This window comes from Nonomuraea sp. NPDC059194 (genome assembly GCF_042754765.1).
In the GTDB taxonomy this organism is placed as follows: domain Bacteria; phylum Actinomycetota; class Actinomycetes; order Streptosporangiales; family Streptosporangiaceae; genus Nonomuraea.
The window spans coordinates 333,922-346,378 of the sequence record NZ_JBHZBH010000003.1 but is presented as its reverse complement, the minus strand read 5'-3'; the positions used below and the strand labels follow the sequence as shown (position 1 = coordinate 346,378).

Genomic DNA, 12,457 nt, shown 5'->3' with positions numbered 1-12,457 from the left:
TTGCGCACGGGGAGACCATTCATGACTCTTGATCGCGCTGGCCGGTCACCGCTTCACTATGCGACCGCCGCCAACGACATCAGCACAGCAGAAGCGCCTTTGGCCGCCGGAGCGGATCCGAACGCACCGGATCGACGAGGAATGAGACCGTTGCACTTCGCCGCCCAGGAGGGCTCGGTCGAGGTCGCGCAACTACTCCTGCAGCACGGTGCTCAGGTTGATCAGACGGATCAGTTCGGCAGCACGCCGCTGAGAACTGCCGTGTTCAACTCACGCGGAGACGGCCAAATGATCGAATTACTGCGCCGGTGGGGAGCCGACCCACTCAAGGCGAACAGCAGTGGCCGGACTCCACTCGGCCTCGCCCGGCTGGATGCCAACTATGACCTCGCACGATTTTTCCCCGACCTACCCTGATACCGGTCCGGGATCACGGACGGAAACCCCGCGACCCTTGAATCTGAAGCTCAGGAAACCCCAGTGCGATCTTGTTGGTGACCCTTTCAGGTGCACGACCTTAAGACACCCGCCTTCTGCGTTGCGTCCCCAACGGGATACCGGGGCGCGTGGTCAACGGGGGCGGCGGGAGCCCCTGGGGGAGGCCGGCCCCTCGCCGGCAGGCGAGGGACCATGCTTTTCGGGGCGCTCGCTGTACAGGTTGCCTGCCGTACCGCTAGATCTCGCTCAGGGCGGTGCGGAGGCCGCCGAGGCCGATCGGGCCGAGGTCGAGCGCTGCGGTGTGCCACGCCTTCAGGTCGAAGCCCGGCTTGCGGGCGGCCTCGGCGCGGGCCTCCAGCCACGCGCGCTCGCCCAGCTTGTACGAGATCGCCTGCGAGGGCCAGCCGAAGTACCTGACGATCTCGGGGTGCACGGTGTGCGCCACGGCGCGGCCGCGTTCGCGCAGCACCTCGCACGCCTTCTCGAAGGTCCACCGTGAGCCGTCGGGCAGCGGCAGGTCCAGGTGGACGCCGATGTCGATCACGACGCGGGCGGCTCGCAGCGCCGAGTCGGCCAGCATGCCGAGGCGGGTGCCTGGCTCGGTGTGCCAGCCGAGTTCGTCGGCCAGCCGTTCCGCGTACAGCGCCCAGCCCTCGCCGTGCCCGCTCACCCACGAGAACTTCGCGAACCGCGACAGCTTGTCGCCTGCCACGGTGACCGCGCCGAGCTGCAGGTGGTGTCCGGGGACGCCCTCGTGGAAGACGGTCGACAGCTCGCTCCACGTCGCGAACTTCTCCCGCCCGCCGACCGGCCACCACGTACGGCCTGGCCGGGTCAGGTCCTCGCTGGGCGCCGTGTAGTAGGCCGAGCCGGAGGTCGAGCCGGGCGCGAGCGTCACGTCGATCGTGTGCAGCGGCTCGGCGATGTCGAAGTGGGTGCCGTGGAGCGCGGCGATGGCACCGTCGTGCTTGGCCTTGAGCCAGGCGTGGAAGGCGTCGGCGCCGACGACGTACTGCGTCTCGTTGAGGTGGGCGATCGCCTCGTCGACGCTCGCGCCGGGCAGGATCGCGTGCGCCTCCGCGACCATCTCCTCTTCGATCCTGCGCAGCTCCGCCCAGCCCCACTCGTAGGCGTCGACCAGGTCGATGTCGGCGCCGAGGCTCTCCCTGGCGGCCACGGCGTAGCGCTCGGGTCCGACGCCGTCGCGCTCGGTGGCTCGCGGGGCGTACTCCTCGCGCAGGTAGCGAGCCGTGTCCGTGTAGGCATGGTGGGCCTGGGCGGCCGCCTTGGCCAGCTCGCCGGCGAGCGGCCCTTCGCCGTAGGAGGCGATCAGTTCGTCGTGCGTGCCCGCGTACTTCTCCGCCTGAGCCGCGCCTTCCACCGCCTGCCGCCGTGCGGCCGGCAGGCCCCTGCTCAGCCCCTCGTTCAGCGACGCCTGCCAGCCGGCCAGCATCTCGGGCACCGCCGCCAGGTGCGCCGCCACCCTGCGCCACGCGTCGTCGTCGCCGGTGGGCAGCAGGTCGATGCTGTCCCTGACCGAGGAGACCAGTCCGAAGGGACTGCTGAGGTCGCGGTACTGCTCGCCAGTCTCGAACCAGGCCGCTTGGGCCTCGAGGCGTTCGCGCAGGTGGTCGGCGGCGCGCCGGTCGTCCTGCGACGCGGGTTCGAGGGTGTCGAGCCGGGCGAGCGTGGACTTGACCAGGTCGTGCCTGGCGGTGTGGCCTTCGGGGCTGTAGTCGGTGGCTACGCCGAAGTCGCCCGCGATGCCCATGTAGACGGCCTCAACGGGGTCGAGCTCGGCCGACCTGGTGATGTGCTCGTCGCACAGGCGGAAAATGGGTGTCATGCGGGCAACCGTACAGACGGCCCGGTAGTGGGGCATTTTCTTTTCACGCCCGCGCGGCAGCCGTCGCGAGCCGCCCGCGGGAGCCAGGAGCGAGCGGTACGGCAAGCCGGTCTGGCGCCTCCGTGGGCGCGTGGTCCCGTCCGTCGAAGGCGCGCCGCCCAGCAGGACTCCGGTCCCCGCCCCAACGGCGCCCGTAACGGAAGGCCCGTCACGGCGGCTCGGCACGGGAAGCCCGTTTCGAGGGGCCCGTCACCGGGTCCGTTACGGCGAGGCAGGGGCGGCGCACGAGGAGCGTCCCTTGGACGGTCATCAGCCGGTGACCACGCAGGCGCGTGGCACGGCTTGCCGTACAGACGAAGCCAGGCGCAGGCGGCGGCCTTCCGGGCACGAGCATCGAGGTGACCCGCCTGTATTGCGTGGGTGGCGACAGGCCGCTAGGGTCCGTGCAGCAAGAGATCACAAGGAGGTGAGGAGTCGCATGTTCCCCGTAACGCTTCCGCGCTCCCCCTACGGACAGGCGTCCGCCTGAGGGGAGCGCTCCTGCCACAGGAGATCCCTTGACCGAGCTGGTCTTCCGCGCTCTCGCAGACGAGAGCGAGTTCCCGCTGTTCGACCGCATCACCACCCTTCCCACCTCGGGCGTCGGCGCGCGCAGCCGTACCTTCGCGGAGTTCGTGGGCGAGGGCGACTACCGTCCCGCATGGGTCTGGATCGCCCAGCGCGGCGCCGAGATCGTCGCCAGGGCCGCGTTCTGGGGTCCGCCCGACACCGAGCACCCGTGGGCACTCGACTTCTTCGACTTCGACACCGTCGAAACGGGCGCCGCCCTGCTCGAAGCCGCCTACGCCGCCCTGGTCACGCCCGGCTACCAGTCGCCGATCGGCCCGCGACCCGAGTACAACCTGTTCCTGCCCGCCGACTGGCGCGAACGTCCCGACGCCAAGGCCGACGCCGACGCCCGTATCGGGGCGGCGGAGAAGGCAGGCCTCGACTTCCACGTGGAGCGGCTCAACCTCCGGTGGGAGCGTGAGTACGGCCTGCCGCCCGGCTCGACCAGGCTCATGTTCAGCCCTGTCACGGATGACCAGGTGCTGCTCGACCTCCTGGCGAACATCGTCACCGGCAGCCTCGACGCCGGAGACCTCCGCGAGCTGCGCACCAGAACGCCGCGTGACGTGGCGGCCGAAACGCTCACGATGATCGCGGACATGCCGGGCGGACGGCACAGGTGGCGGCTGGCCCACGACACCTCCGGCGAACTGGTCGGCATGGTGATGCCCACCCGCAACACCGCGTCGGCGACGATCGGCTACATCGGCGTCGACCATCGGCACCGCGGCCATGGATACGCCTACGACCTGCTGGCCGAGGCGATGCACATCTTCGCCGCGGAGGGCGAGCCGTCCATCACCGACGCCACCGACGTGGGCAACGCGCCTATGGCGGCGGTCTTCGAGAAGATCGGATACCGGGTCACCGGCCGCCGCATGCTGTTCTCCTGAGCTCCGGTCTCCTGAGCTCCGGTCTCCCGAGCTCCGGCGGCCTGACGACGGTCAGATCGGCTTGATCGGTGGGGCGGGCGTGGGTACGGCATGCGCGGTCGGCGGCCGTGTTCCGCGCCCGGCCTCCCGTGTGCTGGGAGGGAGATCGACACCTGCCGACCGCGATACCCCGCTGGCGCGGGTCGGTGAACGTGGAGAAGATCAGCCCAAGGGTCGCGGGCATCTGGGTGACCGCGGCGATGCCGAGCACGGCCCGCCAGACGATCATCAGGGCGGGATCGGACGTGGTGGCAGCGATCACCGAGAACGACGGCCGCACCCGCGATCAGCAGGCGGCGCGGGCCAGCAGGTCGTGTATGAGAGCGACCACCTCGTCGGGGGTGAACTCCATGGCGTTCTCGCCGACGCTGACCTCGAAGGCGCATCGGCCGGGCTCGGATGCGGAGCGTATCCGGCCCCAGAGCTGGATGCCGTGCTCGGCGAGGATCGCCTGGCCGGCCTGCTCGACGGCGCGCCGGTCGGCGGGCAGGTGGATGTGGAACAGCGGGGTCTGGGGTGGGTCGAGGTAGGCGCGGGCGGTGCCGTCTGCGTTGATCGCGGCCGCGATGGCGATGGCGTGCTCGCGGTAGGCGGGCATCTCCTCGGCCAGGGTGTCGAGGTGGACCAGCGCGGCCAGGGCGAGCGGCCAGGCGTCGCGGATGCCGCCGCCGAGTCGTTGCCGCCACACCCGTGCCACCTCCACGGTGGGCGCGTCGGAGGCGAGTACCGCGCCGCGCACACCTTGCAGGCTTTTGTAGAGGGAGACGTAGACGGTGTCGAACAGGGCGGCGATCTGGTCGAACGGCCGCTGGTAGTAGGTCTGGGCCTCCCATAGTCGGGCGCCGTCCAGGTGCGCGGCGGCGCCGGTGGCGCGCACGAGCGCGACCTGCTCGCACAGCTCGTCCCATTCGGGCAGCAGGCCGCCGAGGTCGCGCTGCGGCAGTTCCCAGACGACCGCCGCCAGCGGCTCGCCGATCACCGCCAGGTCCCCGGCCGTCATCAACTCGTGCAGGTCGCCGGTACGGCGCAACCGCAGGCCGTGGACGGCGTTGTAGCCCTGCTCCTCCCACACGTCCAGATGCGATCGCGGGTGGGCGGCGAACGTGCGACGGCCGCGCCGGTCGGCGTGCACGCGCAACGCGGTCTGCTGGGCCATGGTGCCGCTGGGGAAGAACAGCGCGCTTTCCTTGCCGAGCAGGTCGGCCAACCGCCGCTCCAGCACCGCGACGGGGCCTTCGGGACCGTCGGCCGGGGTGTCGTCATCTACCAGGGCGAGCATCTGCTCCAGCATCATGCGGGGCCTGCGACGGATCGGCGCGTGCAGGAACAGTGATCGCCGCACCGGCGGGCTGGTGTCGGGCATGAAGATCTCCTTCGCTGGTGACCGTACGGGGGTTGGGTATATCTGGAAGTCGACTGGTCTGCGGATCCGAGCGACGGTTCAGAGGATCGGGGTCATGAGGTGGGACGAGTCATCCGTGTTCGGCGTGCTGCCCGTGGTCGGTGACCTGGGCGTCGAACCAGGCGTGCAGCGCCTTGATGAGGGCCGGGTCGGAGGAGGTGTAGGTGATCTGGGCCCCGGTGGGAGCCTCCGCGTAGCGGATGTCGATCCGGGTGTGGCCCTGTTCGAGCCCGCGCAGGCCGGGCATCTCGCCGCCGTGGATGGACGCGGGGTCGCCGTAGTCGCCCTTGCTGAAGCCCGCGGCCTCCTTGGTCAGGTGCTCGCGGATGAGCGTGACCTGCTGGGCGTCGGCGGGGTCGTCGGCGGTGACGGTCTGCAGGCCACCGGTGGCCGACTTGGTGAAGCGATGCGTGGTGCGCTCCAGGTCGAACGGCATCACCTGCCGGCTCCTGGCCGTGATCTCCGCCTGGCGGGCGGCCAGCGCCTGAGCCTCGTTCTGACCGTTCTGGCCGCCGAGCGCGTACCCGGCCGCCGACGCGGCGCCGATCACAGCCAGGCCGGCCAGCAGCAGCGGGATGCGTCGCTTCTTAAGGTTCATCTATCGCCTCCGTGAGGATTTCCAGGGCGTACAGGACGCCGGCGCGGTCGTTCTCCGGCACACGGTTCAAGATCGCCGAAAAGCGTGCCGCTCTGGCCTTGGCCAGCTGCTCGGCTGCTCTCGTTCCTGCGGGGGTGAGCTGGACCAGCACACCGCGCCCGTCGTCCGGGGCCGGGATGCGCTCGGCCCAGCCCCGATTGATGAGCTGGGTGACCAGGCGGCTGGTGGTGCTCTTCTCCAGGCGCAGCCGGTGCGCCAGCTCGCTTTGCCGTAGCGCGCCGTCCCTGGCCAGCTCGCCGAGCGCGTGCGCCTCCGACACCGGGATGGGCCGCCCGCAGGGGGTCTGGTCGGGTTGATGCAGACCGAAGGCCCGGACGAACCGGCCCACAGCATCCTGAAGCTCACGCTCATCCGCCATGGTTCGACGGTACAACCATCTTGTTGTACGGTGCAACTAGATGGCCGTGATCGCCCTCGCTGTCAATGACAGGGTGGCTTGGGGAATCCGCACAGGATCGGCTGGAGAGCAGGCAACCGAGCTGGCCCACGCGATCTGCTGGTCGAGCCGCCGGGCGGCCGGGGCGGTGCGGAGCCGGCCGATCATGGGCTGGGGCGCTCTCGGCGACGGAAGGGGCACCGAACTTCTTGATCGAGCGTCCCGTGAGCTTCTGCCGAAAGGTCCTGCCAGTCGGCCCAGGTCTTGAGCCGGTCGGCGTAGGCCTGCTGGATCATCGGGTAGAAGCCCTGGCCGAAGAGGATCCGCAGGGGCGGGTTGTCGGCGTCGACGAGCTTGAGGAGCACCTGGGCCGCGGCGGCGGGGTCGCCGGGGGGCTGCTTGCCCGCGATCCCGGCCAGGCGCTGACGGAGAGCGTCGTAGACCGGGTTGGGCTCGGCCATGTGGCCGTTGTTGAGGGGGTCGGGGTTCTTGCCGGAGCGGGTGGCAAAACCGCCGGGCTCGATGACGGTGACCTTGATGCCGAAGTCGGCGACCTCGTGGGCGAGGGCCTCATTCAAGCCCTCCAGGGCCCACTTGGAGGCATGGTAGGCGCCGCCGAGCGGCATGGCGATGAGCCCGGCGGCCGAGGACAGCTGGATGATGTGCCCCGCGCCCTGCTCGCGCAGGTACGGCAGCGCGGCCTGGATCACCCACACCGCGCCGAACAGGTTGGTCTCCAGTTGGTCGCGCAGCTGCTGCTCGGTCAGCTCCTCGATCGCGCCGACCTGGGCGTAGCCGGCGTTGTTCACGATGACGTCCAGGCGTCCGAAGTGCTCTGCGGCCCGCTTCACGCCCTCGAAGACGGCGGCCTTGTCGGTCACGTCCATCGCGAGCGGGAGCACCGCGTCGCCGTAGGCGGCGGCCAGTTCGTCGAGGCTTGCGGTGGTCCGGGCGGTCGCAGCCACTTTGTCGCCGCGTGACAGGGCGGCCTCGACGAAGTGGCGGCCGAGGCCGCGGGACGAACCAGTGACGAACCAGACCTTGCTCATGATGTCTTCCCGTTCTTTCTGCGGTGGCGGTTGCGCGGCGGTCGTGTGCCGCGTGGATCGTTCGCGCGGCATGATGACGACCATGAGGCACCGGCGAGCCGACTTTTGTGACAGCGCGGTCATGTGACGTACGCCACCGATCGCGGGTGTCACACGGCGGTGAGGGCTGGTGTCTTGTGCGCAGAGCAAGTTGAGAAGAGAACAGGCAGGAGCCGGCTATGAACGAGCGCAGCGAGCCAACGAACGGCCCAGCCGAGCCGCCCGCCGGCGGTGACCGGATGGACGCCGCCACCGACGCGTTCGTCACCCACCGCAATCTGCTGTTCACCGTCGCCTACGAGATGCTCGGCTCGGCAGCCGATGCCGAGGACGTCCTGCAGGAAACCTGGCTGCGGTGGATGAAGGTCGACCTTGGGCAGGTGTCCGACCAGCGCGCCTACCTTGTCCGGATCACCACCCGGCAGTCACTCAACCGGCTGCGCACCTTGAAGCGCCGCAAGGAGTCGTATGTCGGCCCCTGGCTGCCCGAGCCGCTGCTCACCACGCCGGACGTGGCCGAGGACGCCGAGCTCGCCGAGAGCGTGTCGATGGCGCTGATGCTCGTCCTGGAGAGCCTCTCGCCGACCGAGCGCGCCGTCTTCGTGCTGCGCGAGGTCTTCGACGTCAGCTACGAGGAGATCGCGGCCGCCGTCGACAAGAGCCCCGCCGCCGTCCGCCAGATCGCGCACCGCGCCCGCCGGCACGTCGATGCCCGCCGCCCTCGCGAGGCGGTCTCCCCGAGCCAGGCCCGGGCGGCTCTGGAGTCGTTCCAGCACGCGCTCGAAACCAGGGACCTGCAGGGCCTCCTTGACGTGCTCGCCCCCGAGGTCGTCCTAATCAGCGACGGCGGCGGCGTGAAGCGGGCCGCGCCGCGGCCGGTCATCGGCGCCGAGAAGGTGGTCCGCTTCTACCTCGGCGGCTCCGCCAAGGTGAAAGCGGCGATCACCTGCGACGCCACCGTGGTCAACGGCAACCCGGCACTCGTCGTACGCCTGGACGGCGAGTTCGACGGCGTCTTGACGATCCGTGTCGAGGACGCCCGCATCACCGGCCTCTACTACGTCCGCAACCCGCACAAGCTGACGCGCGTCGCATCCGAGACCCCGCTCACCCTGCGATGAACAAGCCGGACCACCGAAACACCACTCATCCACTGCCCATGCCAGAAAGAGGGGATTACACGCCATGGCCGGACAGATGACGGCAGCACGCGGCCGCACGTTCCTGAAGATCGCGGTCGCCGTGCAGACCTTGAGCATCTTCTTCCAGGCGGCCACCGCCGGAATGCTGCTGTCCTCGTCTCACGGCGCGGTGCTGCACGACGTCGGCTCGCGCGTGATGTGGGGCGCGTCGCTGCTGTACGTGCTCGCCGCGATCCTGGCGTGGCGCCCGGGCGGCGGAACGCCCCGCCCCATCCTGTACGCCACCGGCTTCCTTGTCCTCGCGTCGGTACAGGTCGTGCTGGGCATCGCGCACATGACCTCGCTCCATGTCCCCCTGGGCGTCTTGATGTTCGGCCTCAGCACCCTGGTACTGGGCCGGCTGCTGTCCGCCTCCCGGCGGGGCCGCGTCAGTATCCGGTCGTAGCCGCCGACCCCAGGTTGTGCCGCGCAGCAGTCCGGTCGCGTCACCACGTCAAGGCTCTTGCCCCTTCCCGACGTACTTGGTCTACGCCCCCAGATAGGTGTCGAGCGCGGCGGCGCCCGTCAGCATCGCCAGGCCGCGCGCCGTCAGCCGGTCGCGCCACTCCCGCAGCGTCGCCTGTAGCGGCTCCGGCCCGCCCGCCGTACGCACCCGCTCCAGCACCCGCGCGATCTGCTCCAGCCCGTGCCCGCCCCGCCGCAGTTGGTGGGCCAGCAGTACGTCGCGCACGTCGGCGGAGGTGTAGACGCGGTAGCCGGTGCGCGGGTCGCGCCGGGGCACGATCAGCCCTGCCCCCTCCCATTTGCGCAACGTCGCGGGCCGGAGGCCGAGCCTGCGCGCCAGCGGCCCGATGAACGTCACACCCGGCTCCAGCTCACGCGGCGGAGCCAGGTCGCGCAGCGCCCGTTCCACGTCCTCCAGCGTGCGCCGGTCGCCGGCCAGCTGCGTGTGGCTGTCGTCGATCAGCCGCAACGCCTCCCCGACCGCGCCGCCGTTCACGGCCCGCATGATCGCCCCCGCGGTCGCGTGGCCGTGCGCGGGGATCAACGCCAGGAACGTCCGCAACGCCGCCGCATGGCGCGCAGCGTAGACGCGGTAGCCGTGCGGCGAGCGCTCGGCCGGCGGCAGGATCCCCGCCTCCTCGTAGTTGCGCACCGCCTGTGTGGACAGGCCGTGCTCGCGCGCCAGATCGATGGGCCGCAACCGCATTTTGAAGGTACGTCCTCGTCTACGGCCGGAAATTCCGCCAAAGTTTACACTGTCGATTCAACGATACCGTTGAAGGCATGACGGCCTCGATTCGGGACGCCGCCCGCCCCTTCACCGGCGGCGCCCTTACCGCGCTCCTGTCCCCCACCACCCGCCTGCTCGGTCTCGGCGAGCCCACCCACGGCGTCGAAGCCTTCCCCGAGCTGCGCAACGAGCTCTTCCGCCACCTCGTCGAACACGAGGGCTACCGCTCGATCGCCATCGAGAGCGACTGCCTGGCGGCCCTGGTCGCCAACGCGTACGTCACGGACGGCGTCGGGACCCTCGACGACGCGATGAGCCGCGGCTTCAGCCACGACTTCGGCGCCTTCACCGCCAACCGCGAGCTCATCGGCTGGATGCGCGTCTACAACGAACAGCGTCCCCCGCAGGAGCGGCTCCGCTTCTACGGCTTCGACGGCCCCCTGGAGATGACCGGCGCCGCCAGCCCCCGCCTGGCGCTGACCGCGGTGCACGACTATCTGGCCGCCCACCTCGACCTGGCCTGGAGTCGCGAGGCCCTCGACGAGCTGCTCGGCCCCGACGAGCGCTGGACCCACCCGGACACCCTCATGGATCCCGCCCGGTCCGTCGGCCGCACCCCCGAGGCCAAGGAACTGCGCCTGATCGCCGACGACCTGGGCGCGCTGCTCACCTCGCACGCCCCCCACCTGACGGCCGCCACCTCCCCCGACGACTGGTGGCGCGCCGACCTGCACGCCCGCACCGCCGCCGGGCTCCTGCGCTACCACGCCGGCCTGGCCGACACCGCGCCCACCCGCCTCGGCGCGATCATGAGCCTGCGCGATGCGATGATGGCCGACAACCTCGACGCCATCGTCCGTCACGAGGCCCGTCGCGGCCCCACCCTCGCCTTCGCCCACAACGGCCACCTGCAGCGCGACAAGGGTCAGATGCAGTTCGGCGGCCAGCCGCTCCAGTGGTGGAGCGCGGGCGCCATCATCGGCACCCGCCTCGGCGACCAGTACGCCTTCGCCGCCACCACCTTCGGCGCCCGCGGCTCCGACGTCCCCCATCCCGACAGCCTCGAAGGGCTCCTGTCGACCCTCCCTGATGCCCGCGCCGTCGTCGATCCCGGCCGCCTCGCCGCGGATCTCGACCGGAAGCTGACGCCGCGCGTCCCGGCCGACCACACCTACTCCGCTCTCGACCCGGCCACCATCGACCAGATCGACGCCATCGTCTTCGTCAACGACATCTGAGCCGGCCGTACCGGTGCGAAGGTCGCCTGACCGGCGCGGCGGAAGCACCAGAGGCGACGGCCGAGTGCGACCGCCCCGAGCACGCAGCAGGTGAGGCAGAAGAGCGCCAGCAGCGGCAGCAGCCAGGCGGTGACGATCCAGTACTGGAAGCTGAAGGCCCCCCAGATCAGCGTCGGCAGCACCGCGCCCAGCACCGTCACCAGGGCAAGGGGCACGAGCCGCAGAACCAGCCACGGCCGGCGCGCCGCGCGGCGTCGCGCGGCCCAGCGGCGCGCTCGGACGGCTGCGGTGACCAGCAGTGCGGCCATCCCCACCGTGAGCCCGAGCAGGACCGCGTTCACGACGGTGAGCGGGTTGCTCATCGGCGTTGCCGGTGCCCCGATCCGTTCGGCGAGAAGGTTGGTCGAGAGCAGGCTGGGATCGCCGCCGCTGTTGGTGAGGACGAGGGCGGCCACACGGGTCTTGGGCGAGAAGACCATGTCCCCGGTCCACGTCGCCAGTGTTCCGCCGTGGCCGATCACCGACGGCGGGGCGTCTGCTGCGACGGGGCGGGACTGCCAGCCGAGGGCGTAGTCGCCGGCCTTCGGCTGGACGGTGTGCAACTCGGCCAGGGAGCCGGCACTCAGCAGGTCCGCCCCGAAGGTTCCCTGGTTGAACCGCAGCCACCGCACCATGTCGTCCAGGGTCGAGATCACCCCGCCGTTGCCGACGCAGATCCCCGGCATCTCCGGTGCCGCGACGGCAACCCCGAGAACGACCTCGTATCCGGACGGCAGGCCCTCGGCACGATCGGAACACCCCAGCGTCGAGCTGGTGCCGGTCATGCCCAGCGGCGTGAACAGTTCGGCGTGGAGGAAGGCGTCGAAGGACTTCCCCGAGACCACCTCGACGATCCTCGCCGCGATCGAGTAGTTGGTGTTGTGGTACTCCGAGCGGGTGCCCGGATCGGCGGCCAGGGTCTTGTCGGCCAGCCCGGCCACGATTTCCTGCGCGCTGCGCGGAGGGGGGAACACGTACTCGTTGTTCGTGCTGTTCGACAGCCCCGAGGTGTGGCTGAGGATCTGGCGCACGGTCATCCCGGTGAAGCGGGGATCGGCCATCCTGAAGTCGGGCAGGACCTTGACGATCGGGTCGTCCAGGGAGACGCGGTCACGGTCGACCAGCAGCATGATCGCCGCCGCCGTCATCGACTTGCTCATCGACGCGATCCGGAACCGTGTCCGAGCCGTCACCGCGTTGCCGTCCCCGTCCCGGCCGCGGACGATCGTCTCGACCGACGACCCGTCGATCACGGCCGCCGCGACACCCGGCGTGCCGTAGACGGAGCGGTAGTCGTCGACCAGCCGTTCGCCGGTGGCATGGGCCGGTGCCGTACGGCCGAGCAGTACGGCGAGCGCGAGGAGGGAGATCACGAGCGGAAAGCGGAGACGTGGAAGAGACACGACGTCGAACCTAGGCCGAGCGCCACCGGCGGACCTCACCCGAAAGGGTGAG

Annotated in this window: 13 protein-coding genes; 5 read left to right on the top strand and 8 right to left on the bottom strand. The window is 70.4% G+C overall.

Annotated features, from left to right (window positions below; translation table 11 throughout):
* Positions 1–21 precede the first annotated feature (21 nt).
* Positions 22–417, top strand: a complete 396-nt coding sequence (locus tag ACFXJ8_RS06955) for an ankyrin repeat domain-containing protein (RefSeq protein WP_379642878.1) — start codon at positions 22–24, stop codon at positions 415–417.
* 256 nt (positions 418–673) lie between these two features.
* Here ACFXJ8_RS06955 and ACFXJ8_RS06950 read toward each other — a convergent pair whose 3' ends face one another.
* Positions 674–2,284: a DUF885 domain-containing protein gene (locus ACFXJ8_RS06950; RefSeq protein WP_379642877.1), complete on the bottom strand. Its 1,611-nt coding sequence runs from the start codon at positions 2,282–2,284 to the stop codon at positions 674–676.
* A gap of 557 nt (positions 2,285–2,841) precedes the next feature.
* On the opposite strand from ACFXJ8_RS06950, the gene ACFXJ8_RS06945 reads away from it, so the two are divergent.
* Positions 2,842–3,786, top strand: a complete 945-nt coding sequence (locus tag ACFXJ8_RS06945) for a GNAT family N-acetyltransferase (RefSeq protein WP_379642876.1) — start codon at positions 2,842–2,844, stop codon at positions 3,784–3,786.
* Here the strand turns inward: ACFXJ8_RS06945 and ACFXJ8_RS06940 are convergent.
* From ACFXJ8_RS06940 to ACFXJ8_RS06920, 5 genes are all read right to left on the bottom strand, one after another.
* On the bottom strand, positions 3,758–4,087 hold the full coding sequence (locus ACFXJ8_RS06940) for a hypothetical protein (protein ID WP_379642875.1): 330 nt from the start codon (positions 4,085–4,087) through the stop codon (positions 3,758–3,760). The genes ACFXJ8_RS06945 and ACFXJ8_RS06940 overlap by 29 nt on opposite strands.
* A gap of 24 nt (positions 4,088–4,111) precedes the next feature.
* A complete protein-coding gene (locus ACFXJ8_RS06935) occupies positions 4,112–5,188 on the bottom strand; it encodes a threonine aldolase family protein (RefSeq protein WP_379642874.1) in 1,077 nt (358 codons plus the stop codon).
* Positions 5,189–5,297: 109 nt separating this feature from the next.
* A complete protein-coding gene (locus tag ACFXJ8_RS06930; RefSeq protein ID WP_379642873.1) occupies positions 5,298–5,825 on the bottom strand; it encodes a hypothetical protein in 528 nt (175 codons plus the stop codon).
* The gene (locus ACFXJ8_RS06925) at positions 5,815–6,243 is read right to left on the bottom strand and encodes a MarR family winged helix-turn-helix transcriptional regulator (protein ID WP_379642872.1); all 429 of its coding nucleotides are present in this window, start codon (positions 6,241–6,243) and stop codon (positions 5,815–5,817) included. The genes ACFXJ8_RS06930 and ACFXJ8_RS06925 overlap by 11 nt, the downstream gene beginning before the upstream one ends.
* Positions 6,244–6,425: 182 nt before the next feature.
* Positions 6,426–7,310, bottom strand: coding sequence for an SDR family NAD(P)-dependent oxidoreductase (locus ACFXJ8_RS06920; RefSeq protein WP_379642871.1), 885 nt, complete (start codon positions 7,308–7,310; stop codon positions 6,426–6,428).
* Positions 7,311–7,528: 218 nt separating this feature from the next.
* On the opposite strand from ACFXJ8_RS06920, the gene ACFXJ8_RS06915 reads away from it, so the two are divergent.
* Both ACFXJ8_RS06915 and ACFXJ8_RS06910 read left to right on the top strand, forming a co-directional pair.
* Complete coding sequence (locus tag ACFXJ8_RS06915; protein ID WP_379642870.1) at positions 7,529–8,470, top strand: RNA polymerase sigma-70 factor; 942 nt, start codon at positions 7,529–7,531, stop codon at positions 8,468–8,470.
* A 64-nt stretch (positions 8,471–8,534) separates the two neighbouring features.
* Positions 8,535–8,936: a hypothetical protein gene (locus ACFXJ8_RS06910; protein ID WP_379642869.1), complete on the top strand. Its 402-nt coding sequence runs from the start codon at positions 8,535–8,537 to the stop codon at positions 8,934–8,936.
* 81 nt (positions 8,937–9,017) lie between these two features.
* Here the strand turns inward: ACFXJ8_RS06910 and ACFXJ8_RS06905 are convergent, their stop codons facing one another.
* Positions 9,018–9,701 carry a TioE family transcriptional regulator gene (locus ACFXJ8_RS06905; protein ID WP_379642868.1) on the bottom strand — a complete coding sequence of 228 codons (684 nt, stop codon included), beginning with the start codon at positions 9,699–9,701 and terminating at the stop codon, positions 9,018–9,020.
* Between the two features lie 77 nt (positions 9,702–9,778).
* Between ACFXJ8_RS06905 and ACFXJ8_RS06900 the strand changes: the two genes are divergently transcribed.
* The gene (locus tag ACFXJ8_RS06900) at positions 9,779–10,963 is read left to right on the top strand and encodes an erythromycin esterase family protein (protein ID WP_379642867.1); all 1,185 of its coding nucleotides are present in this window, start codon (positions 9,779–9,781) and stop codon (positions 10,961–10,963) included.
* Here the strand turns inward: ACFXJ8_RS06900 and ACFXJ8_RS06895 are convergent.
* Positions 10,897–12,405 (bottom strand): serine hydrolase domain-containing protein, encoded by a 1,509-nt coding sequence (locus ACFXJ8_RS06895; RefSeq protein ID WP_379642866.1) that lies wholly within the window; start codon positions 12,403–12,405, stop codon positions 10,897–10,899. The two genes, ACFXJ8_RS06900 and ACFXJ8_RS06895, sit on opposite strands and share 67 nt — an antisense overlap.
* Between the last annotated feature and the right edge of the window lie 52 nt (positions 12,406–12,457).

Bases quoted from the DNA above. Each gene is read 5' to 3' on its own strand.
- ACFXJ8_RS06915 (WP_379642870.1), top strand. From the start codon at position 7,529: ATGAACGAGCGCAGCGAGCCAACGAACGGCCCAGCCGAGCCGCCCGCC.
- ACFXJ8_RS06900 (WP_379642867.1), top strand. From the start codon at position 9,779: ATGACGGCCTCGATTCGGGACGCCGCCCGCCCCTTCACCGGCGGCGCC.
- ACFXJ8_RS06950 (WP_379642877.1), bottom strand. From the start codon at position 2,284: ATGACACCCATTTTCCGCCTGTGCGACGAGCACATCACCAGGTCGGCC.
- ACFXJ8_RS06955 (WP_379642878.1), top strand. From the start codon at position 22: ATGACTCTTGATCGCGCTGGCCGGTCACCGCTTCACTATGCGACCGCC.
- ACFXJ8_RS06935 (WP_379642874.1), bottom strand. From the start codon at position 5,188: ATGCCCGACACCAGCCCGCCGGTGCGGCGATCACTGTTCCTGCACGCG.
- ACFXJ8_RS06930 (WP_379642873.1), bottom strand. From the start codon at position 5,825: ATGAACCTTAAGAAGCGACGCATCCCGCTGCTGCTGGCCGGCCTGGCT.
- ACFXJ8_RS06925 (WP_379642872.1), bottom strand. From the start codon at position 6,243: ATGGCGGATGAGCGTGAGCTTCAGGATGCTGTGGGCCGGTTCGTCCGG.
- ACFXJ8_RS06920 (WP_379642871.1), bottom strand. From the start codon at position 7,310: ATGAGCAAGGTCTGGTTCGTCACTGGTTCGTCCCGCGGCCTCGGCCGC.
- ACFXJ8_RS06910 (WP_379642869.1), top strand. From the start codon at position 8,535: ATGGCCGGACAGATGACGGCAGCACGCGGCCGCACGTTCCTGAAGATC.
- ACFXJ8_RS06905 (WP_379642868.1), bottom strand. From the start codon at position 9,701: ATGCGGTTGCGGCCCATCGATCTGGCGCGCGAGCACGGCCTGTCCACA.